Below are 23700 nucleotides of genomic sequence, written 5' to 3'. Positions count from 1 at the left end.
GATCAGATTGTGGAAGATCGAGCTTATAGATGATGAGGTTATTTTTGATAAAATGTGAAGTATTACACTTAATTTAACTTGGCAGGTTAGTGAATAAAATTCAGTTGACATTAAAATTTATTGATTTATAATATTCAGAAATAACGATAATTAAACGCTGTGATTAGGAGTAGTAAGGATCATTTATTATTAAGAGAGCTGTTGGTTGGTGTAAAACAGTCAATAAATCCCTGAACTCACCTAGGAGTGGTAAGGCTGAGGTTGTCTTAACCTAAGTTTTAACGGTTTACCCCGTAATCGGTTTAGAGTGGGTTTGTTTATGTAAGTATCAAACCAAAAAGAGTGGTACCACGAAGGTAAAACCTGTCGTCTCTTATGAGATGATAGGTTTTTTATATTTAGTAAGGAGGTCTCAAAATGAAAATTAACTATCCAATTGGGTTGGTAAAAGGTGATAAAGTTGCAGTTACAGCACTTTCAAGTGGTGTAGAGAAGTCTCTACATATACTATTAGAAAAAGCTAAAAGGAACCTTGAATCTTTAGGGTATGAAGTAGTATTAGGAAACACCGTTTGGAAAGAAGAAAAAGCTAGAAGTGCAGCAAAAGAAATTAGAGCAGCAGAGTTCATGGAATTTTACACTGATCCAATGATAAAAGCTATTATCCCGCCTTGGGGAGGTCAGTTTGCAATAGAAGTTCTTCCATTAATTGATTGGGAGAACCTAAAAACACTACCTCCAAAATGGATCTTGGGATACTCAGACATAAGTACTTTTAATTTTGTTTATACGACCGCCACTGGTAATGCATCAGCTCATGGTATTAATTTTAATGAAATGTCTGCCCCGCAGCTAGATGAAACAAGTAGCCGTTGGCATGATGTATTAACTGCTAACAAAGGGTATTTAATTAAACAAAATTCATCTGAAAAATTTCAATCATCATGGGAAAAAGTATTTCAAAATCCTGCAACAGGATTTTATTTAGATACAAAAACAGAATGGAAAAGTAACGTAGAGCGAACTTCTTTTTCAGGTAGGTTAATTGGAGGGGTTCTTAATACTTTGCAATTACTTCACCGAACGCCTTTTGATAAAGTTGAAAGTTATATAGAGAATTATACAATTGATGTAGGAACCGTATGGTATTTCGAAAGCGTTGGTATGAGTGCTGCTGAAATTTACCGTGCTTTATGGCAAATGAAAATAAATGGTTGGTTTAAAAACACGAATGGCGTTCTTATTGGAAGACTTAGTGGGTATACAGCATCTAAAGACTATGAATTATTAGATGTTTTAAAGGATATTTTTACTGAAGCAAACATTCCTTTTATTTATGACGTGGACATTAGCCATTTACCACCACAGATAACCTTAGTGAATGGAGCAATAGCAAACATTCGTTATCAAAATGGAATAGGTGAAATAGAATTAAATTTAAATTAGAGTTTATATATCAGGGGTCATTTCTGAGCTTGAACTGTATATCGAATATTACAATCACAAACGTATCAAAGGAAAATTAAGAGGATTGAGTCCGGTACAGTACCGAATTCAATCCTCCATAGCAGCTTAATTTAATAGTATGTCTAACTTTTTGGGGTCACTTCAAAATAAGGAAAGCGTCTTTCTTCATGAAAAGGGCCAGATTGTTTAAGTAACTGTGCAAAATTGAGGAAAGATAATCAGTTGACCCAAATGGGGGTGGCGGATAAATTAGGCGTTACTTACCAGGCCATCAGCAATTGGGAGCACGGGGAAACCATGCCGGATATCACAAAGCTGCCGGAGTTAGCTGTTGTATTAGGCGTTAGCAAGAGAAGGACTTTGACCAATAAGAGAACAGTATCACAAATATTGGTACAGCTTACAAATTTGATATGTATCCATAAATAGATTAGAGCAGGAAATAAAAAATCCTGCTCTAATTATTTTTAAAAAGAAAGAGTAAATTGCGGCTATTCTACTTTAACCTTGATTTTATCAATAGCGTTATATCCATAACCCTTTTTATTCCATAAAGGTGTAGTTGGTTGGCTTCGACCATATGAATCTGTTGCTTTTGACATGATCATATATTCACCTTTCCTTAATATATTCCATTCATAAGACCATGATTGCCAGCCGTAACAAGGATTTTTAGAAGGCTCTATTTTTGCATTGAGCCAATTACTTCCACCGTCTACGCTTATATCTACCTTTGTAATAACGCCATTGCCTGTCCAAGCAATCCCTTTAATAAAATGCTTACCAGTATGTAAAATTTCCAAATCTAAAGGCTTTTGAATAGTCGAGTTTACATTTATTGTAGTAACAGGGAAGGAATCCTTATTACTTTCTTTATTTGGGTAATACACGTAATCGATTGTCTGAAAGGGTCCTGTAAATTTAGAATCAATAACACTAATTTGCTTGATCCATTTTACGGATGCCATTGCATACCACTGTGGAACAATTAATCTCAGTGGATACCCGTGCTTAAACGGAATTGGTTGATTATTATACTCATATGCAATAATGGTTTCAGGGTGGAGGGCCTTCCTAATAGGTAAACTTCTTGCGTAGGTGAAAACCTCGTTATTTAGATCAGTTCTTTCTCCAAAGTCGTATCCTTCCACGACAATTTCCTTTGCATCTTCTCTTATTCTAGCAAGATCAAGTAGGTTTCGTAATGGTACACCCTTCCAATATCCTTGACTAATAGCACCCTTTCCCCATTGTTCTCCAAATACTTTTGGTTCGAAAAGGCTACGTTTATCTCCCGAACATTCAAGGACAACTTGTATTGTTTTTGAAGGCAATTGAAGAATGTCCTGCATGGACAGTATTACTGGTCTTGAAACTATCCCATTAATCGGGAGCCAATAGTTTCGTAAAGAAAGGGTTGGATAAGAAAAGTGGTTCCGCCTATAAAATAAATTATTAATCATCATGTCATTATTAATAAATTGAATGGGTGTTTCCTGATTTTCCGGTAACAAACTACGCGTCAATAAGTATGGCTTCACTTTATGGTGGTTTGAACGGTCCATAGCTTCCTCCTAATCAAAAATGCTCATATCATATGCATATGAGCAAGGCATTTTGATTAGTCATATAGGAATCAATGCATTTATGAAAGCCTCAACACTTCTTTAAAGGAGTAGTAGTTGTTGGGACAAACGACAAACAAATTTATGTAATGAGTTAGTTAGGGAGGTAATAAATTCTACAAGACATCGCCAGACAAGTTGGCTTTGTAAATCGATCTAGTAAATATCAAGCAAACGAACTCATTGCCCTTAGCATATGTCTCAGTCAAGAAATTGCTAGCACATCACTTACACAATTGTGCAGTCAGTTAGAAGCTTCCACTGGGGTACTTATGAGCTCAGAAGGACTGAATCAACGCTTTAATTCGGCAGCTGTCGTATTTCTTCGAGAAGTCTTTACTTCTCTACTCACACAAAAACTCTGTTCAAATCACTCACTTTCTGCACACGTAATCTCTATTCTCGAATTATACTTTACATATACTTACTTTTATGTTAAATTACTCAATGATAAATTTGACAAAGGGAGGTGCAAGCGATGTTAACTGTTTTTAGAATTTTGTTTGGGAAAAATGCGAAAATTGGTGATGAATTAGCACATAAAGGGAGCAGTCTGTCCTTTTTTATGCTATACAACCATATAAAAAACAGTTATCGGAGCATTGCATCTATGACAAAATACAAATAAATAACTTATTTATTTGTGTACAATTTGCTATTAATGTCTAGCACCGATAATTTGATCGGTGCTTTTTGTATTCTTCTTTAACTTAAAGGATAGATAAACTCCCTTCTATTTACTCACAAAAGATTAGAGAGTCATATGGAAGGTGAGAAACATGCAATTAAGACAAATGAATAAATATAGAAGAATAGAAGAATTCTTAAGGGAACATAAATGCCCTAATTTTAGAATGAAACAAATATTGAATGCTATTTTTAAAGAAAGAATAGATAAATACAATGAAATGAATGTACTTCCAAAATCGTTAAGGGGAATTTTGGTTAAAGAATTTGGGGAGTCTATTTTAGATGTTATCCCTTTAAAGGAACAACATTCTGAGCAAGTCACTAAAGTCTTATTTGAAATTTCGGGAAATGAAAAAGTAGAAACGGTTAATATGAAATATAAAGCTGGGTGGGAATCATTTTGTATATCTTCTCAGTGCGGTTGTAGTTTTGGGTGTAAATTTTGTGCAACAGGTGACATTGGATTAAAAAGGAATTTGACATCAGATGAAATTACTGACCAAATTCTCTATTTTCACTTACAAGGTCATTCCATTGATAGTATTTCTTTTATGGGGATGGGAGAAGCATTAGCCAATGTACAAGTTTTCGATGCCATAGATGTACTCACTGATCCTACGCTGTTTGCTTTAAGCCCTCGTAGGCTAACGATTTCTACTATTGGTATTATACCAAGCATCAAAAAAATGACTCAGAATTATCCGCAAGTTAACTTGACGTTTTCGCTACATTCTCCTTTTAATGAGCAACGAAGTAAGTTGATGCCAATTAATAATCGATATCCATTACTAGATGTGTTGGATATATTAGATGAGCATATACGAGTTACTTCCAGAAAAGTCTACATCGCTTATATTATGCTGCCTGGTGTAAATGATTCAATTGATCATGCTAAAGGAGTAGTAAGTCTTTTAAAAGGCCGATATAAAGCTGGGAGTCTATATCATGTAAATTTAATTAGATATAACCATACCGTTCGTTCTCCTTTATGGTTTGATGAAGTGGACGAAAGTCGTGTTGTTAATTTTTATAAAGAATTAAAATCATCAGGGCTCAATGTGACTATTAGAAGTCAATTTGGAATTGATATAGATGCTGCTTGTGGTCAGTTGTATGCAAATTATCAAAAGAGCGACAAGCAGTAATTTGAGGGAAAGTAATGTTTACAAAGTAGGAGGCCTCCTAATGGAGGTTAAAGGAATACATTGCAATTATTGTATTTCATATAAAAATAGTTACTATTAAAGTGAAAATATGAAAGGGCTGATGGATGAATGATGATTAACTAATCTATATTCTATTAAAAACGAATACGTTCGTACTTTAAAATATAGGATTAGTCTATTCATTTTTTTATAAGTCAGTTGATGCCTTATTAAATATGAGTGTATGACTAATCCTTCCAATTAAAAATGGGGAGGATTTTTGATTCTCTCGCAGATATGAAGTATATTTTTCATATATTTACCTATCTTCTAATGAGTAAAGGAGAGATAAAGTGAGCTCAGACACGATTGTTACGCATGTAATACTCCGTATAAGTCGTTATTATCCATCAAACTTATACGGAGTTATTTAAATAGATGGGTGGACCGACTTTGTATAAAAAGTAATACGTGTTGATATACAAAGGAGGAATTTATATGTCAATGATAAAAGTTCAAGACTTAACTTTTTCTTACCCAGGTAGCTTTGACAATATTTTTGAAGGTGTAAACTTTCAAATAGATACGGATTGGAAACTTGGATTTATCGGTAGAAATGGACGAGGGAAGACTACATTTTTTAATTTATTATTAGGTAATTATGAGTATAGTGGGAATATCATTTCATCGGTAGAATTTAATTATTTCCCTTATCCAGTTTCGGATAAAAACAAGTATACACATGAAATCTTAGAAGAAATTTGTCCCCAAGCAGAAGATTGGGAGTTTCTCCGTGAAATATCCTATCTAAATGTTGATGCTGAGGTTATGTACCGACCATTTAATACATTATCAAATGGAGAACAAACAAAGGTGCTGCTTGCTGCACTTTTTTTGAATGAGGGTCAATTTCTATTGATTGATGAGCCAACCAATCATCTAGACACTGATGCTCGAAAGGTGGTCTCTGAGTATCTACGTAAGAAAAAAGGGTTTATTTTAATTTCACATGACAGAATCTTTTTAGATGGATGTGTGGACCATATTTTATCTATAAATAGAGCAAATATTGAAGTGCAAAGTGGCAACTATTCTTCTTGGAAGCTAAATTTTGATAGACAACAAGAACACGAAGAGGCAACAAATCAGCGTTTGCAAAAAGACATTGGGAGATTAAAACAATCTTCAAAGCGATCAGCTGGTTGGTCTAGTCAAGTAGAAGCATCTAAAAATGGGACAACAAATTCGGGTTCTAAGCTGGACAAGGGTTTTGTAGGACATAAAGCGGCAAAGATGATGAAGAGAGCAAAGAACCTTGAATCAAGGCAACAAAAAGCGATTGAGGAAAAGTCAAAACTGCTAAAAAATATGGAAAAAACCGAGTCATTAAAATTAGAGCCATTGGAATTTCAGTCAAATGAATTGATTGTTTTGGCTGATGTGGCTGTTAAGTACGATGACCAAGTAGTAAATAAGCCAATTAGCTTTAACGTTGAACATGGTGACCGAATTGTACTTGATGGAAAGAACGGAAGCGGAAAAAGTAGTATTCTAAAACTAATTCTAGGAAATCCCATACAGCATACAGGCACAATTAATTTAGGTTCAGGCCTCATTATCTCCTATGTCCAACAAGATACTTCTCATTTGAAGGGACTGTTATCGGACTTTATTGAATTGCATGAGATTGATGAAACGTTATTTAAATCCATTCTACGCAAGATGGATTTTGACCGAATTCAATTTGAGAAAGATATATCTCATTATTCTGGTGGACAAAAGAAAAAGCTGCTTATAGCCAAAAGTTTATGTGAAAAAGCTCATTTATATATTTGGGATGAACCGTTAAATTTTATTGATATTTATTCGCGCATGCAGATTGAAGAGCTTATTCAAAGTTTTAATCCCACAATGGTTTTTGTTGAGCATGATCAGGCATTTCAGCAGACAGTTGCAACAAAAATGATATCTATGTAGTTGAATTTGATGAATCGAATGTTTGGAAAGTTTTGGATTGTTTAGTTTTATTTTTCAAAGATGCTGGGGATTGATCGAATAATCTCACACTCTTTAATATGCTTTGCTAAAACATCTATCTCGCCTTCAAGCGTAGATAGATGTTTTTTGTATTCAAGAAGCATTATGTCAAATCTGTAAGTTCAAAAGGAATAACTTAACTGATGATTTTAAAAGGATTTTTATAGCTGAAAGTGAGTATGGGAAATCACCACGACAAATTTTTGAGGAAAATGGTTTTGATATCGATATCATTGGTATCGTTAGGTTAGGGTAAATAGAGCTGCTTATAGATGGCGTGCTGTTTATAATGAATCAGGAGTATTAGGACTTCGAGTACATCTAAAGATAATTCAGGAAGACCAACTAAAAGAGAGCATAATACTATAACAATTTCAGATATCAATGGAATTTAAAGAAGATGACCCCTGTTGAATTCAGAAATCATCTTCTTAACGTGGCATAACCTTTTTCAAAATGTCCTTTACAACGGGTACTGTTTAAAAACTGGCTGACCTTATATTACGACCGGGCGCGATACTTCAATAACGAAGTATCGCTTTTTATTCAACTATAGTTACAGTTTTTCGTTGACGATGTTGACAAATCGTCAATATAAAATTATATTTTAATTATTAAGTTGGAGATTTACAACAAATTTTGCGAACAAAAAGAGCCAACTTCAAACTAAAGCAGAAGGGAAGTAGTCGCACGTATCTTAAGGAATAGTAGTTAATAAACTTGGTGTGTTATGGAAGAATTTGCAGAAGAATGTACTTTATAAATGCGATAACTTGGGGGTTAATGATAATGACATTGCTCGCTGCAATTTCATGGATCATCAATGGAGAAACGTAAAGCTCATACATAACATTTAAAAGATTTACCGATCATTTAAAAGTTTATATTTTTGACCTTTTTAAAAACAAACGGCTGGCTTTACCATTGAAGTTGAGAAAAGAACAGCCCCTTTGTTTGATATCTTTGTAACCTTTTAATCTATTTTATTTTTACTGGTGAAGTTATTTCATATACATTATTCCAATTGGTTATAAAGTTGATGCTATTGCAGTCAAACGAATTAACTACAAATATGAAGTTTAATTTTACTGATAAACTTTAAGGTTTAACTAAGTAAAGGTTCATGACTAAAAGGATGTAAGACTTTCAAGAAATAGGAGAGGATCTAATGTTATCAAATATAGGTGTACCTGGTTTAATATTAATTCTAACTGTAGCACTTATTGTATTTGGTCCTAATAAGCTTCCGGAAATCGGCAGATCATTTGGGAAATCTTTACAAGAATTTAAAAAAGCAACGAAAGAGATAACAGAAGATATTGAGGATAAAAAGGAGAAATAAACTTAATTTTTGAATTAACCATGATTATTGGTACTTATGTACAGGTTAGTGAGGACAGGAGACAATGAGATAGTTTCATAAGTTATTTCGGTCCAGAATATTGGGGAATGGCGGTGGTCCATCATCAATTCCCCTTGTCGGCCGGTTGTAGCAGTCCTGCTAGGAGTTACTAAGTTAGAAAGGAAAATGAGTATGGAAAATAAAAGTAACGAAATTGGCTTGCGCCTAAAGGGCTTGCTGAAGGAACGGTCTTTATCCATGAGGAAATTAAGCCAGATAACGGGGATCGATACAGCCATCATCTCAAAAATCATCAATGGGAAGCGAAAAGCGACCCCGGAGCATTTACAGCAGTTTGCAGTCCATCTTGGCGTTCCAATTATCGATTTGTATGAGGCTGCAGGGTATCTGGTTGATCGAAAGCAATCGTACCGGAATGATTCAATTAGCGATATTCAAGTCATCCTTGAATCCATTGATTTAGTTGATAAAGAGTTCCGGCTGGAAGATGTAAAAAAGGAATTAGAAAAGTATGAACAATTTTCTCAAACAGAGGAAGGTGCAGAAACCATTCTCAACAAGTTTGAGAAGAAAGTTGAAAAAGTGGGGAGTATTGGGCCCATTATTCAATATTTAAAAAAAATGTACGAGAGCTTTTCCCAGAAAAGTGGCTCGAAGATGGAGCTAACCCTGATGGGGGGCGCCCTCCTCTACTTTATAGCGGCGGTTGACTGTATCCCAGATTATTTATTTGCTGTCGGGTATATTGACGATGCACTAGTAATCAATTGGGTGATGAATGGACTGCCTCTAAAAAAATGAATAGATGATTAAATAAAGGATTGGAACGAATATGAGCAGACAAAAATCTTATAAAAGAAGAAGCAGGTTTTGTAAAATATCAGCAGCGTTTCTTCTGGTACTTGTGGCCGCAGCCGGGTATTTAACCTTCCAGTATCAAGAGGGGGTAAGCATGGCAGACCCTGAAGAGCAGCACAAGGAATATGAGTTTAACGGGGAGAAAAATCTCGATAAGATTAATGTACTGTTGATGGGAGTCGACGAACGGCCGGATGAGGGAAGATCCCGGACTGACTCCATCATGGTCGCACAATATGATCCGAAGGAAGGAACGGCTAAGGTCATCTCCGTCATGCGGGATATTTACACAGAAATTCCTGGATATAAGAATTATAAAATCAATACTGCCTTTTATCTAGGCGGCCCAGAATTACTACGCGAAACCTTAAAGCAGGACTTTGACTTGGATATTGAATATTATGCCCTGATCGACTTTACAGGCTTTGAAAAAATGGTAGATGCCCTTGCGCCTGATGGCATTCAGATCGATGTTGAGAAAAAGATGTCCGCCAATATCGGCGTCTCCCTGGAGCCAGGTTTGCAAAGGCTGAATGGGAAGGAATTACTGGGATATGCCCGTTTCCGCAAGGACGCAGAAGCCGATTTTGGACGAGTCAGGCGCCAGCAGCAAGTCATCAATGCCCTAAAGAGTGAGCTTTTAAGCGTAAATGGTGTTGCAAAGCTACCAAAGCTGATCGGGGCAGCACAGTCTTATATCCATACAAATCTCCAGACTGGAGAACTTTTCAATATTATGCAAAGCGTTACTTTGCACCCGCCTGAAACACTTGAAACACTGACTATCCCAATAGAGAATTCTTTTTCCAATGAAAGATATGAGGGAGTAGGGCTGGCACTGAATATTGATTTTGTGAAGAATAAAGAGGCGATTCACTCCTTTTTAAAGGGGGATCAAAGCAAGGAGCCAGTGCAGTTTTCATTAGAAAGTGAAGAAGCATGAGTAAAGATTTATCGGCTTATTAGGAGAACGACAGCATTGGAAATTCACACTTGAAAAGACTAGATAAATTAGTCTTATCCATTACTTGTACATTCAGTATCTTAAGACTTCTTTTTATGTACAGCTACCAGGGTACCCGCTAATATGGAGCCCAGAATTTTATACTAAAGCAGGGAGTCAGCTGTATGATTGGATTTATCCTGTTTTATCTAAATACGGGCAAGATTGAGAGAATCGTCTGGCCCTTTTACGAAAGGGCGCAATTCTGTAGCAGGAATCGTGCTCTTTCTGTATGTTAAGGGCTATTTAATGGATCAAAACTGGGTAACTAGATTGGATATAATAGGTTAGAAAACAGGATCGTAACGATCAGGGCGGGATGGATTTTTCTCTTTATAGTTGAACCGCACCCTGAGATGATGAAAACGGAGACATATTAGATCCTCTTAAGACGAATCAAATTTACGGCTCAGGTAGAACGGATTCCTTCAAAAGCGTTTATTACTAATTGTTGCACATAGGATTCGTCCAGCGTTTCGCCTGTCACAAGCAAACGATAGAAAATTGGTCCATAAATTAAATCAATGCATATGTCAATATCGAGACTTTTTTTCAATTCTCCGCGTTGAACCCCTTTCTCTAAAAGACTCCTTGCTTCAAGTCGGCGGGGACGGAAATATCGATCCCGATAGGCCTCTGCCAAACCTGAATCAAACTGTCCTTCGCCTAATAACTGCGTAATAACGGTCCCCTCTCGACTTGTCAAAAACCGAGTTAAATTCGTGGCGTGAATAAGTATATCATTATATGCCGAACCCGTATTAGGCATGGGCAATCTTTCCGAGGCGGCATAAAGGAAACCATCCATCACCACAGCAGCCTTGTTTGGCCACCATTTATAAATCGTGGCTTTGCTAACTTTGGCACAATCAGCAATTTTATCAACTGTGACAGCTTGAAAGCCATTTGCCAACAATAACTTATAAGACGCAGAAAGGATTGACTTTTGAGCTTCTACATTACGTGGCCTGCCTCTTTTACCATTCATCGTAATATCACCTTTCTTCAAAAATAATGAACTGTACGTTCAGTATACCAATAATATACAAAAAAAGAAAGTTGAATCACCTATTTACAAAACCATACGTTCAGTATATTATATTGTTATCCATTTAATATACTAAACGTTCAGTATTTAAAAGAAGAGAAAAACTTACATGTGGAGTAATCCACATGACATTGAAATTGTGTGAACTAATGAAGTTACTAAATGTAGAGCATTATTAAAAGGAGTTGTTCGAAATGAATGATGTAAAAAAACAGACAATCGAGAAAAACATCCCTACGTGGTTTACAATCCTTCTGGCTACCGCATGCGGTATCATTGTAGCTAATCTTTACTATGCTCAGCCTATAGTCGGGGCAATCAGCTCAACAATCGGGCTGTCAGCAAGCAGTTCTGGTTTCATTGTCACGTTAACGCAGATCGGTTACGTAGTCGGCTTGCTATTTATTGTTCCTTTGGGAGATATTGTTGAAAATCGAAGACTGATTGTCCTATCTTTACTTTTCACAGCAGTTGCCCTAGCAATTACTGCAGTGTCGAAACAAGCTATGCTGTTCTTAGCTGCTTCATTTGTAATCGGTTTAGGTTCAGTGGCTACGCAAGTACTCGTACCTTTTGCGTCATATCTTGCAACCGATTCTTCACGCGGTCGTGTTGTCGGCAATGTCATGAGCGGTTTGTTACTTGGCATCATGCTCTCACGTCCTTTGTCTAGCTTGGCAGCTGACTTTTTTGGCTGGCATGCTGTATTCGCTATGTCTGCCATAGCTGTTTTTATTTTGGCTATCGTACTTTTGAAGGTGTTACCTACAAGAAAGCCTTCCACGGACACAAACTATGCAGTATTACTCAGTTCTATGTGGCACTTGCTGCGAACAACCCCGATATTACGCCGTCGGGCTGCCTATCATGCATGTGTGTTTGCGTCCTTTAGCTTATTTTGGACAACAGTTCCACAACTGTTATCAAGCCCTGCCTTTCATTTTTCTCAGAAAGGCATTGCGGTGTTTGCGCTTGTTGGAGTTGCAGGTGCAGTAGCCGCGCCCCTGGCAGGTCGACTAGCCGACCGCGGCTTGACAAGACCTGCAACAGGAATAGCTCTCCTTATTGTCGTTATTTCTCTTTTGTTGCCGCTTATTGTCCAAACTAGCTCACCCATCGGAATAGCTGTTCTCGTCGTTTCATCGTTATTATTGGACGCTGGAGTATCCGCAAATCTTGTGTTCGGACAACGCGCGCTTTTCTCATTGAGTCCGGAAATTCGCAGTCGTCTGAATGGGCTATTCATGGCTATTTTCTTTTTTGGTGGTGCAATCGGATCCGCAATTGGGGGATGGGCATACGCCGTGGGAGGATGGAATACTGCATTATGGATTGGAATTGCTTTCCCAATCGTTGCCATCCTATATTTTTCCACAGAGAAGAAGTAATTCTATGATAGTATTCTTTAAGTGATGTATTAGTTGTCGGGAGAGATGCCTGGCTGCTTTTTAGCTAATAAATAAGTTTCAGTTGCTATGTATGTACGGCTTTTATTTATAAATTAAAAGATCAATATTATATGTCCAAGCTATATTAAATCGTTATTCAACTAAAGGGTGCTTGTGCGGCCGAGCCTAGGTCGTATCATATAGCGGGTGGGATTCCCGTCGAGTAAGAACTAGCCATTCGCTCGTAGCGAGTCTTGGAGGAATAAAGGTAACTTTAGTCTTTAAGCGTAGACAGTTAGATAGCGGGCCGAAAGCCAAATGGTTGAAGGGATTGAGCTCCATAATGTTAGTAAATCGAGAGGGCTGATGCCCTAAGCGCAGCAGAAAGCTACATTTTATCTTTCGTTAAAGGCAAGAAGGGTAAAACCTCTCTGGAGTCAGAGACCTTGGCACGTTATACATTGATATGATACGGCAACTCGGGAGACCCTACCGGTCTTTTCTTTTTTAGAAGAGTATGGTCAACAAGCGATAATAAGCAAGGAAACCAAATGCCGATGTAGGGAGTCGGATAGCAGCGTAGTACCAATGAAGTTGGGTAATGCCGATGGAGGAAAGGCTAGCTACCAGTTATCACCCTTACTAGGGACACATTTACTACACACAGAGGTAGGTATAATAAATGGAAACAAAACTACTAAGGATAGCAGAATTAGCAAAATCTGATCCTAAAATGAAATTTACATCTCTTGCTCATCTATTAAATAAGGAAGCATTAGTTCAATGTCATCTTGAACTACCCAATAAGAAGGCAGCTGGGATTAACGGTACAACTAAAGAGCAATACGGTGAAAGTTTAGAAGAAAACATAGAGGATTTAGTAAGTAGGCTTAAAAGCAAAAGCTATCGTCCTGTTCCAGTAAGGAGAATGTATATTCCAAAGCTCAATTCCAACAAGAAAAGACCATTGGGAATACCAGAACATGAAGATAAAATTGTTCAAAAAGGCATTACAAAGATACTAAATACCATTTATGAAAATGACTTTCTAGACTGTTCCTTTGGATTCCGCCCAAACCGTAACTGCCACGATGCTTTAAAAATACTGAACCATTATATTGAAAAGAGGTCAGTAAATTATGTAGTAGATGTAGATATTAAAGGATTCTTCGACAACGTTGACCACATATGGATGATGGAGTTCTTAAAACTGCGAATCGCTGACCCTAACCTACTAAGGATAATTGGTAGGTTTCTTAAAAGTGGGTACATGGAGGAAGGTAAGAAATATAAGACAGACAATGGCACACCGCAAGGTGGAGTAATATCTCCGGTATTAGCCAATGTATATCTCCATTATGTCCTCGACCTATGGTTTGAGAAAAAGGTTAGGAAGCAGTGCAATGGACAAGCCTACATAGTGAGATATGCAGATGATTTTGTTTGTTGTTTTCAATATAAAAGTGAAGCTCAGCAATTCTTCCATTCATTAAAGTTGAGATTAAAGAAATTCAATTTAGAAATAGCTGAGGATAAAACCAAAATTATTCCCTTCGGGAGGTTTGCGGAGAAAAATGCAAATCAACAGGGGAGGAGTAAACCAGCAACCTTTGATTTCCTTGGTTTCACACACTATTGTGGGAAAAGTAAACAAGGAAACTTTCGAGTGAAACGGAAATCAAGCAGGAAGAAAGTCCAAGGCAAACTAAGAGAAACGAAAGAATGGCTGAAGAATAATAGAAATAAAGATATTCATATGCTTATGGATAGATTTAAGCGTTCACTAATAGGTTATTACAACTATTATTGCATCACTGATAATACCCAAAATGTTAACAACTTCAAAGACAAAATCGAAAACTTACTGTTTAAATGGCTCAATAGAAGAAGTCAAAGGAAATCCTTTACATGGGATAAATTCAGTCTATTTCTTAATAAATATCCACTACCTTCACCAAGAATTAAAGTGAATATATATGATTTAAGAAAAGAGATTAGCTACATTCTGTAAACGATAACTAGGAGGAGCCGTGTGCATTAATAGTGCAAGCACGGTTCTGTGAGGGGGGTGGAGTCCAATTTACCGCAAGGTAGAAAGGCTCCCTTCTACTCGACTTCTGAAATAAGGAAAGCGTCTTTCTTCATGAAAAGGGTCATTTAATGGAGGATGAATTTCAAGGAAAATTGAATTCTTATGTAATGATAGTATGGTGTTTGTGGAGAAATTTACTTAAACAATCGAAGCATTTAGTAAAATTTTGCTTGAATGATCCTGCTTCTACTCCTACTCCTACTGGAAAATCCACCGCAGCCTACATCATATTGCCCTCAAAACTTTTTTCAAAACACCTAAAGATCTTAGTACATGTAATCGAATGGGGAGGAAATACTATGAAAAAAAAGGAATGAAGGTTGTATCATGCAAAAGATTAAACCAATTAATTTAAGTACAGATAAAACAAACAATACAGAAAAACTAACATCGACAGAATTGGGTAAACTTTGGGCTACCTATATGGGAAACAGTATGGGGAAATGCATATTGAGTTATTATCTGCAACATGTTGAAGATGAAGATATTAAAACTTTATTGGAAAATGCATTATTATTAAGTGAAGAATTTTTGAAAATAATTACCGGAATTTTCACAAAAGAGAACTTCCCTATTCCTCATGGTTTTTCTGATGCTGACGTAAATATACATGCACCTCGTTTATTTCAAGATGAATTTTATGTCCATTATTTAAAATATACGGCAAAAGCAGGAATGAGTATTTATAACGTTGCTTTTCCACTTGTATTTAGGAAAGATGTAGAACAATTTTTCAGATACTGTATGGATTCAACTATGGATTTAATGGGTCAAATTAAAGAGATATTAATGTATAAAGGGCTAATCATTAAGCCTCCATTAATACCAGTTCCTGAAAAAGTGAAATTTGTTCATAATGATTTTTTAAATGGATACTTCGGGCATGTACGACCAATGCATGCATTAGAAATTACCCATCTTTACGATATTATTGAAAATAATACAACGAGCAAGGCACTAATTACAGCATTTGCCCAAGTAGTAAAGGATGAAGAGATTCGCAAGTTATTTGAAAGAGGAAAAGACATTACCCAAAAAAATATTGAAAAAGATATGAAAATGTTAGAGAATGAAAATTTGCCTTACCCATCTTCTCTTAATGACTTAGTAACATCATCTACTTTTTCTCCTTTTTCTGATAAGTTAATGCTATTTCATAAGATGGATATGTTTACAATTAAAATTAGATCCTTTGGAAATGCAGCAGCTGTCAATGGAAGACATGATATAGCACTAAAGCATAGTAATGCGTTAATGAGAAATGCAAATTTTGTTCAAGATGCAGCAAAAATTATGATTGAGAAAGGCTGGTTTGAACACCCACCAAGTGCAGTAGATAAAGATAATTAACATTGGATTGCTGCTTCTCATGCTTTTTACACCAGAATGTTGAACGAATATAAAGATTTTTGTGGAGTAAACGAGTGTAAAGGGAACATTCGAAGTTGTGAGTATTCAAGAAATGGGCAGGATGGGTCTATAAGAAAAGGGAATAATCGAAACTACATAGAAAATATTGATCAAGAATCAAATATATTGACATATCGGAAAATAACGATATAATCAACCTCATGGAACCAATTGAAATCTTCAAAGCTCTATCAAATGAATCAAGGTTGCAAATTTTGCAATGGCTGAAGGAGCCTGATCGTCATTTTATACCCCATGAAGGGATTGATATGAACACAACAGGGGTATGTGTTAGTCAAATAACAGATAAATTGAAAATGACACAATCGACTGCTTCCCAATATCTCACCATACTTTTAAAAGCTGGTCTTATTAAGGCTGAACGAATAGGAAAGTATACTTACTACAAAAGAGATGAGAATGCCGTTGAAAAAATTGCTGACATTCTTAAAAAAGAAATATGATAATGAAACCGACTTTAAGGAGAATTGAATTTAATATTTCATAAAAAATAAACATCTCTTGATGTTTATTTTTACGACATACAAATCGACATATTGCGATTTGTCTATTTTTAAAATAAACAAATCTATATTTCTCGATATGTAAATATATTAAGGAGTTAACTATTATGTCTAACACTTGGAGAATTTATATTTTAGCAATTATCAGCTTTTTAGTAGGAACCTCAGAGTACATTATTTCCGGTATTTTAGATAATATTGCTCATACACTTGGGATAACTTTAGCTGCTGCGGGCCAGTTAATTACGATCTTTTCCCTTGTTTATGCTATTTTCACACCAATTCTTATGGCATTGACAGCAAGTATGGATAGACGCAAGTTAATGATGTATTCACTCTTTCTGTTTGTTATAGGAAATATCCTAGCGTATGCCCTGCCTGGCTATGGCTGGTTTATTGTAGCTCGGGTAATTATGGCATTAGGAGCAGGTATAGTTGTTGTAACTTCATTAGCCATCGCATCCAAGATTGCACCAGAAGGTAAACAGGGTAGTGCAATCGCTACTGTAGTCATGGGATTTACTGCTTCTCTAATTATTGGTGTTCCCATTGGAAGAATGACAGCAGAAGCATTTGGCTGGAAATCTGTATTTGGTGGAATTGCCTTATTGGGATTACTAGCAATGTTGGTTTTATACTTTATTCTTCCACATACAGAAGGGGATAAGCCCGTGCCTTTATCTAAACAATTTTCCCTTTTTAGGAAACGAAAAGTTGCAATTGGATTATCTATCACTTTTTTCTGGCTAGGAGGATATTCTATTGCTTATACTTATCTATCACCATACCTCCTTACGATTTCAGGGATAAGTGACAAGCTGCTTAGTGGAGTTTTACTTATATTTGGAATAGCAAGTTTGGTAGGGTCAAAGTTCGGGGGATATAGCACCGATCGGTGGGGAGTGTCCTTTACACTGATTGGTGGAATGGCATTACATATCATCATGCTGATTATGCTGTCAATCGTAACCCACTCCTATATCGGAGTATTGGTCATTCTAATATTATGGTCGTTTGCAGCATGGTCTACAGGCCCGACGCAACAATATCACTTAGCTACAATAGAACCAGAATTATCGGGTGTATTGCTTGGCATTAATCAGTCAATGATGCAATTAGCTATGGCTGTAGGTGCAGGAATAGGAGGTATTTTTGTAGAGAAGGTATCACTGGATTCCATTACCTGGATTGGGGCATTGGGGGTTGCAATCGCTATTGTTGCTTCTTTGATAGCTTCCAGTACAAATTCTAAACATAAATCATCGAATTTAAAAGAAATGATCCAGTAATTCAGATCAAATAGGTTACCTTTAGTCATTGAACGGAGTAAAGACTTTTCATTGAGGTAGAAAGATTTCATAATAAATATACGGTTCTTAGTTGAAGAATTAAAAATAAAATAAAAAAGGATTAATATTCAGCAATCGGACGCTTTCCTGAAATAAGGAAAGTGTCTTTCTTCATCCTTTCCGTTTTTTAGGAATTAATCTTTTCTATTCTTCTATTATATCATTACAATTTCTTCCTCATCTTTCGTAAGCTAAAATTTTCGTAACTAGAAATAGTTCAACGGAACCAGCATTTGTAAAAATTCTGAAAATAACGAATACTTAGTTACTGAGCTGTTTTTTCGTTGTTTAGTCTTTAATATTCATTTTCAAAAAAGTAAGAGGAAATGGGGATATATTATAGAAATATTTCAAGGATTTTACTTATAAAAGGGTGGAGGAATGGAGAATGAATAAGCTTTGGAAGGTTTTAAGTTCAACGGCTTTAGCTGCATCGTTATTGGCTGCACCTAATGTTGGTTTTGCTGAACCAGGGCCAAGTCCGCAACAAGGGGAAAACTTATCAATTGAAGGATTCATTAGCTATGAAGAGCTAGGAAGAAAATTAGAGCAGATTCAGAAATCGAGTCAAGGGAAGGTAAAGGTCGAATCCGCTGGTAAAACAAATTTAGGGCGTGACATCTATAAGGTAACAGTTGGCCATGGCGACAAGGTTGTATTAATCGAGAGTGAGATTCATGGAAATGAAAAAACAGGAACGGTTGCGCTATTAAATATTTTGCAAAATCTTGGATCAAGTAATTCAAAAGAAGCGAAAAAGATTTTGGATGAATTAACGATCGTCGTTATTCCAATGATGAATGCTGATGGCTCCGAGCTTGACCGCCGTGCGAATGACATGGATTGGGCGGAGGTAGTTGCGAAATTTCCTCAGTTAGCAAATGTCCAGCCTTCCTGGAATTATTACAATTATCCAGGAAGTTATAATTATGATCTCAACCCGGGATTTGATGTGAACCGAGACTTTAATCCAGACTTAAACTATGTTCCAAAGCCTGAAGATTTTCCTGGAGCATCGAATAAATACGGCTGGTATATTACACCTGAAGCGCAAACACTTAGAGATGTATATAAGGATTTAAAGGAACAATTCGGAAAAGTAGACGTCTTCATTGATCTTCACCATCAAGGATTTCCATATGTAGAGGGGACGGATGATCGTGTAACAATGTCAATTTCAGGAAAGTTCGTCAAGCATCCAAACAGCCCTGGCGGGGAAAAATATGCTGAATACGCAGAAAACTATAATTATGATTTTTCAAGGCAATTAAATCTCGCCCTATATAATGCACTTCAGGAAAAGGGTAATTCTGTATTTACAAATATTTCGTTGTATGACCAAACTATCGACTTGCCAGGTACAGCTTTAGGAGCATTTGCTTTAAATGGAAGCGGAGCCGTTCTCTTCGAAGTAAGCGGGCAAACGCAAAACTTCGGCCAAAAGAAGAGAGGTCAGCTTGTAAAAACAGTTGAAACAGGCCTCATGGGTATTATCAATAGTGTGACAGATAGATCTATTTACCAATTAAACCCAGAAGAATATGAAAACATTCCGTTAAGCGTTAGAACTCCAGGAGGACTGTAAAAAATAGTTGTTCATAAGCCCGCCAATTGAAGATTCAGTCAATTGGCGGCTTTCATTTTGTGTACATATTTGAGTAGTTAAACCTATAAAGTGACTAGTCTCTTTTTCTTATTTTTGGTATTTCATATAAAATTTACAAAAATATAATTGTGAAGATAATAGAGGCGTGCTTAACTAAATGAGAAGAAGGAATAAATAATTTAATAGAATCTGGAGGAGTTCAAATGAGAGGTAGACCTCAGAAAAAGACATTCAGCCTTATTCTGATTTTTACAATGATTTTTAGCCTGTTTAATCCGTTCCTTGAGAATACATCAAGAGCGGCGGCAACAATTACAGTTGCGGAGGCAATTGCCAATAATAGTGGTTCGGCCACGGTTGAAGGGTACATTGTTGGTGTCACAAATAATGGTCCCAAATATCAGCATAGTGGACCATTTACAGTTACCACCAATATTGCCATTGCAGATTCAGCAGATGAAACAGATGCAACAAAAATTTTGCCTGTTCAGCTGCCAATAGGCTCTATTAGAACGGCATTAAATCTAGCAGATCACCCAGAGAACTTAGGAAAGAAAATTACTATTTCTGGTACTTTGGCAGCTTACTTTGCTGTTCCAGGTTTGAAAAGCCCTACTTCTTATTCATTTGTCGAGGACACGGATCCTGATAAGGTTCAAGCTGTTACTGCTTCCCCAGGTGGAGGTGCGGTTTTTAAAGGTACAAAAGTTGAATTAGCGACAGCTACTAAAGATGCAGAAATCTATTTTACTTTGGATGGGTCTGAGCCTGCTAAATTCAGCACACTTTACACTGAGCCGATCGAAATAAATGCTCCAGTTACTATTAAAGCGATTGCCGTGAAAGCTGGTCTAACAGACAGTGAAGTAACTGAATATGATTATATCATCCAACAGGAGGATACTATCCGTATTCATGATATTCAGGGTGCCGGCCATTATTCTCCATACGCAGATCAGAAAGTGGCAGGTATTGAGGGAATCGTTACTTATGTAGTTGATGGAAGCAATTTTTATATGCAAGACAGGCAGCCGGATGACGACCCAAACACTTCTGAAGGTATTTTAGTTTATAAAAAATCCCATAATGTAAAAGTGGGAGATGTTGTAAAAGCTAGTGGTCAGGTGAAAGAATGGGTATTGGAAGGGTATGCTGAAAAACTGCAGACGGACCTCCCAGTCACTGAAATTAATGCAACTAATATTCAAATGATTGAAAGCAATCAAGAACTGCCTGCTCCTGTTGTAATCGGAGCAGATCGTATGCCGCCTTTTGAAGTGATCGACAACGATGGTTTTACTTCTTTTGATCCTGAGGAGGATGGCGTTGACTTTTTTGAGAGCCTTGAGGGAATGCTCGTACGGATTAACAATCCTAAGGTTGTAGCACCGCAGAAATATGGAGAAATTATCGTTGTTCCCGAGAATATTCCCACAAATACAAAAGCGGGTGGATTACGCATTACAGAAACGGATTTTAACCCAGAAAGAATGACAATTGATATTAATGATCAATCATTTGTTGCTAAAATGGGGGATCGCTTCAATGGATCTATTCAGGGGGTTGTAAGCTATGGCTACAGCAATTATAAAATCCTCAGTGATAAAGAAAAATTGCCACCGCTGGTGCATGGGGCAAATGAACGCGAAACAACAGCAATCGTACCGGAAGATGAAAAACTGACTATAGCATCATACAATGTAGAAAACTTTTCAACGAAAACGGATGATTCAAAGGTTACTAGACTAGCAGAAGCTATTGTGACGAATATGAAACAGCCAGATATTATTGGCTTGACAGAGGTTCAGGATAATGATGGGCCAACGGACAGCGGAACGACTGATGCCAGCCAAAGTGCGGCGAAATTAATCGCAAAAATAGTGTCTTTAGGCGGCCCAACATATGTTTATACAGATATTGCTCCAGTAGATAAATTAGATGGCGGACAGCCAGGTGGAAATATTCGCGTTGGCTTCCTATACAATCCTGAACGAGTATCATTAATGGATGGTATAAAAGGCTCTCCAACTGAAGCAGTCGGATATGAGAATGGCAAGCTTACACTTAATCCAGGCCGTATTGACCCTGCGAATTCAGCTTTCAATTCAAGCCGCAAACCGCTTGCAGCACAGTTTGAATTCAAAGGGGAAAATGTCATTGTTGTTGCAAACCATTTTAACTCTAAAGGCGGGGATCTTCCTCTGTTTGGAAAAACTCAGCCTCCAGTTTTAAATAGTGAAAAACAGCGGATGGAAATTTCTGCGGCTGTAAACAATTTTGTCAAGGATATTCAATCAAAGGACCCGAATGCAAATATTGTATTGCTCGGTGACTTTAATGATTTTGAATTTTCTAATCCATTGAAAGCATTAAAAGGACAAGAATTAACAAATATGATAGAAAAAGTTTCAGCTGAAGAGCGTTATACTTATAACTACCAAGGGAATGCACAGGTTTTAGATCATATTTTAGTATCGAATAATTTAGCAGCTTCAACTGAAGTGGATATTGTTCATATTAATTCCGGCTTTATGGAAGAACATGGCCGTGCAAGCGACCATGATCCTGTATTAATTCAAACGATTCTAAAGGATCCGGTTAAGCCAGAAGAGCCGAAATATGACAAAGTGTACGATCTTGTCAATTTCGAAGCAAAAAAACTTGTCATCGGTCAGGACAATACGTTAATTATTATGGATAAAACTTCAACAATCACCGAAGGAATTTGGCTTAAAAAATCAGCTACCCTTAAAGGGGAAGGCTTAAAGAAAACAAGAGTTGTTATAAGCTCTGCACAAAAAGGTACGGTTGTTGATCTTACTGGAACAGAAATTAAGGAAGTTCTAATTGAAACGAATAAGGTAAAGGAAATTAGAGGGGCAGAGAATATAATGCTATGGACATTGGACAAAAAGGCTGATCCTTCCTCTATTAAATTTACAAATTCGAAAGGAGAAGAGATTCCTTCCCCTTTTGCTCCTAAAGAGAATCATTCACCGCTTCTGAGATTAAGTCTTTAGGAAAAATAACGGCAAAGAGACAAATTGTCAATCAAATAAATTAAGTTTAATCAAAAAACGACCTTCTCATATGAAGGTCGTTTTTATAACAAAAGATTAATTCTGAAAGGCTTTTTATTTTTTTGTGATTGCTTAGTATTTGAAGAAGACTTTTTATTCAAAGCCAATAATAATATCATCCCAATGATACAGGCTGTACCAACCCATTGAAAAAATCCAAAAGGTTCTTTTAGCCAAAAGACTGTTGTTAAAACAGCTGCTAATGGTTCTAAACTGCCTAAAAGGCTTGTTTCTTTAGGTAAAAGACTTTGTAAGCTTTCTATATAAAACCAGAATGCAAGCATTGTACCGAATATTATAACGAAGACTAAGTAAAAATAGGCTTCTACTGTTAAGTTTGTAAAGTCCATTTGCCAAGGTGGATGGATAAAACTTAATGTAAAACCACCGATCATCATAGCCCAGCCAACAATGACAAGGGAATCGTATTGCGCAAGGAGAGGAACTGCATATAAGGTGTAAAATGCTAAAGCTAGTCCAGATAAAACACCCCAAACGATTGCAAGTGTCGGCACAGATAAGCTGGAGATTGAACCGTTTGTTAATAAGAAAAAGCAGCCTCCTAAAGCAAGCGTAACAGTTAACAAATCTTGTCGTGTTAGTACAGCTTGTTTACGTAAAATTAAGTAAATGATAATCATTACAGGTGCTAAGTATTGTAATAGTGTTGCAACAGCAGCATTGCCATATTTAATAGATGCCATATACGTGTATTGAACCGCAAGCATGCCGAGTAATCCGAAAATAATCAGTTGAACAGCTGTCCTTCTATTTTTCCAGACACCCAAAACTTGAGAACGATCTTTTCCAAAAAATTGAACAGTTAAGAGTAAAAACAAATAAGTACCCTCATATATAATTTTTTTCAAAATACGAGGGTATATTCTATCGAAAAGTTATCATTTATAATACATTTTTAATGAAACTTTTTGTTTTAAACTAAGTTGCCCGTCATTTAGTATAATTTCTTCAATTATCCTCTAAACCCTTGGCTTAGCTAGCAGATAATGAATCC

Annotated in this window: 18 protein-coding genes, 4 pseudogenes and 1 other annotated feature; of the genes and pseudogenes, 19 read left to right on the top strand and 3 right to left on the bottom strand. The window is 36.6% G+C overall.

Translation table 11 applies throughout. The features are described 5' to 3' along the window. Positions 1-150 precede the first annotated feature (150 nt). Positions 151-377 (top strand) — a binding site (T-box leader). 40 nt (positions 378-417) lie between these two features. From FI644_RS03590 to FI644_RS27290, 3 genes and pseudogenes are all read left to right on the top strand, one after another. After that, complete coding sequence (locus FI644_RS03590) at positions 418-1446, top strand: S66 family peptidase (RefSeq protein WP_053474704.1); 1029 nt, start codon at positions 418-420, stop codon at positions 1444-1446. Positions 1447-1471: 25 nt separating this feature from the next. After that, a pseudogene (locus FI644_RS03585) lies at positions 1472-1576 on the top strand (IS3 family transposase); the annotation flags it as partial. 122 nt (positions 1577-1698) lie between these two features. Then, positions 1699-1896, top strand: a complete 198-nt coding sequence (locus tag FI644_RS27290; protein WP_142108986.1) for a helix-turn-helix domain-containing protein — start codon at positions 1699-1701, stop codon at positions 1894-1896. Between the two features lie 62 nt (positions 1897-1958). On the opposite strand, the gene FI644_RS03575 is transcribed toward FI644_RS27290, so the two are convergent. Beyond that, positions 1959-3032 carry a sulfite oxidase gene (locus FI644_RS03575; RefSeq protein ID WP_053474706.1) on the bottom strand — a complete coding sequence of 358 codons (1074 nt, stop codon included), beginning with the start codon at positions 3030-3032 and terminating at the stop codon, positions 1959-1961. A gap of 173 nt (positions 3033-3205) precedes the next feature. On the opposite strand from FI644_RS03575, the pseudogene FI644_RS03570 reads away from it, so the two are divergent. The 9 genes and pseudogenes from FI644_RS03570 to FI644_RS03540 form a co-directional block, all read left to right on the top strand. Continuing rightward, positions 3206-3490, top strand: a pseudogene (locus FI644_RS03570) (IS4 family transposase); the annotation flags it as partial. An 80-nt stretch (positions 3491-3570) separates the two neighbouring features. Further along, positions 3571-3720, top strand: coding sequence for a hypothetical protein (locus tag FI644_RS26230; protein WP_172797601.1), 150 nt, complete (start codon positions 3571-3573; stop codon positions 3718-3720). A gap of 151 nt (positions 3721-3871) precedes the next feature. Further along, positions 3872-4927, top strand: a complete 1056-nt coding sequence (locus tag FI644_RS03565) for a Cfr family 23S rRNA (adenine(2503)-C(8))-methyltransferase (protein WP_053474707.1) — start codon at positions 3872-3874, stop codon at positions 4925-4927. A 498-nt stretch (positions 4928-5425) separates the two neighbouring features. Beyond that, entirely contained in the window at positions 5426-6904 is a 1479-nt protein-coding gene (locus tag FI644_RS03560) for an Lsa family ABC-F type ribosomal protection protein (protein WP_053474708.1), read from the top strand. A gap of 164 nt (positions 6905-7068) precedes the next feature. Beyond that, positions 7069-7320 (top strand): annotated as a pseudogene (locus tag FI644_RS26725) (IS3 family transposase); the annotation flags it as partial. 5 nt (positions 7321-7325) lie between these two features. After that, positions 7326-7409: pseudogene (locus FI644_RS03555) on the top strand (IS3 family transposase); the annotation flags it as partial. A 723-nt stretch (positions 7410-8132) separates the two neighbouring features. After that, on the top strand, positions 8133-8306 hold the full coding sequence (locus tag FI644_RS03550) for a twin-arginine translocase TatA/TatE family subunit (protein ID WP_075209095.1): 174 nt from the start codon (positions 8133-8135) through the stop codon (positions 8304-8306). A gap of 186 nt (positions 8307-8492) precedes the next feature. Beyond that, the gene (locus FI644_RS03545; RefSeq protein WP_053474709.1) at positions 8493-9128 is read left to right on the top strand and encodes a DUF1232 domain-containing protein; all 636 of its coding nucleotides are present in this window, start codon (positions 8493-8495) and stop codon (positions 9126-9128) included. Between the two features lie 31 nt (positions 9129-9159). Further along, positions 9160-10128 carry an LCP family protein gene (locus tag FI644_RS03540; RefSeq protein WP_053474710.1) on the top strand — a complete coding sequence of 323 codons (969 nt, stop codon included), beginning with the start codon at positions 9160-9162 and terminating at the stop codon, positions 10126-10128. 469 nt (positions 10129-10597) lie between these two features. On the opposite strand, the gene FI644_RS03535 is transcribed toward FI644_RS03540, so the two are convergent. Then, positions 10598-11176, bottom strand: a complete 579-nt coding sequence (locus FI644_RS03535) for a TetR/AcrR family transcriptional regulator (RefSeq protein WP_053474711.1) — start codon at positions 11174-11176, stop codon at positions 10598-10600. A 254-nt stretch (positions 11177-11430) separates the two neighbouring features. Between FI644_RS03535 and FI644_RS03530 the strand changes: the two genes are divergently transcribed. The 7 genes from FI644_RS03530 (at position 11431) to FI644_RS03500 (ending at position 22625) form a co-directional block, all read left to right on the top strand. Further along, positions 11431-12624 (top strand): MFS transporter, encoded by a 1194-nt coding sequence (locus FI644_RS03530; protein ID WP_053474712.1) that lies wholly within the window; start codon positions 11431-11433, stop codon positions 12622-12624. A gap of 682 nt (positions 12625-13306) precedes the next feature. After that, positions 13307-14635, top strand: coding sequence for a group II intron reverse transcriptase/maturase (gene ltrA, locus FI644_RS03525; protein WP_142108041.1), 1329 nt, complete (start codon positions 13307-13309; stop codon positions 14633-14635). Positions 14636-15043: 408 nt separating this feature from the next. Continuing rightward, a complete protein-coding gene (locus FI644_RS03520; RefSeq protein ID WP_053474714.1) occupies positions 15044-16066 on the top strand; it encodes a DUF3231 family protein in 1023 nt (340 codons plus the stop codon). A 221-nt stretch (positions 16067-16287) separates the two neighbouring features. After that, a complete protein-coding gene (locus FI644_RS03515) occupies positions 16288-16590 on the top strand; it encodes an ArsR/SmtB family transcription factor (protein WP_053474715.1) in 303 nt (100 codons plus the stop codon). A gap of 167 nt (positions 16591-16757) precedes the next feature. Next, a complete protein-coding gene (locus FI644_RS03510; protein WP_053474716.1) occupies positions 16758-17939 on the top strand; it encodes an MFS transporter in 1182 nt (393 codons plus the stop codon). Positions 17940-18387: 448 nt separating this feature from the next. Further along, positions 18388-19584 carry a M14 family zinc carboxypeptidase gene (locus tag FI644_RS03505; RefSeq protein WP_053474717.1) on the top strand — a complete coding sequence of 399 codons (1197 nt, stop codon included), beginning with the start codon at positions 18388-18390 and terminating at the stop codon, positions 19582-19584. A gap of 224 nt (positions 19585-19808) precedes the next feature. Next, positions 19809-22625 (top strand): DUF8508 domain-containing protein, encoded by a 2817-nt coding sequence (locus tag FI644_RS03500; protein WP_142108040.1) that lies wholly within the window; start codon positions 19809-19811, stop codon positions 22623-22625. Positions 22626-22708: 83 nt separating this feature from the next. On the opposite strand, the gene FI644_RS03495 is transcribed toward FI644_RS03500, so the two are convergent. Next, positions 22709-23524: a DMT family transporter gene (locus tag FI644_RS03495; RefSeq protein WP_231690022.1), complete on the bottom strand. Its 816-nt coding sequence runs from the start codon at positions 23522-23524 to the stop codon at positions 22709-22711. Between the last annotated feature and the right edge of the window lie 176 nt (positions 23525-23700).

The sequence above is a fragment of the Cytobacillus solani genome, assembly GCF_006704205.1.
GTDB classification, from domain to species: domain Bacteria; phylum Bacillota; class Bacilli; order Bacillales; family Cytobacillaceae; genus Cytobacillus; species Cytobacillus solani.
This window is presented reverse-complemented; position numbering and strand designations above follow the sequence as displayed.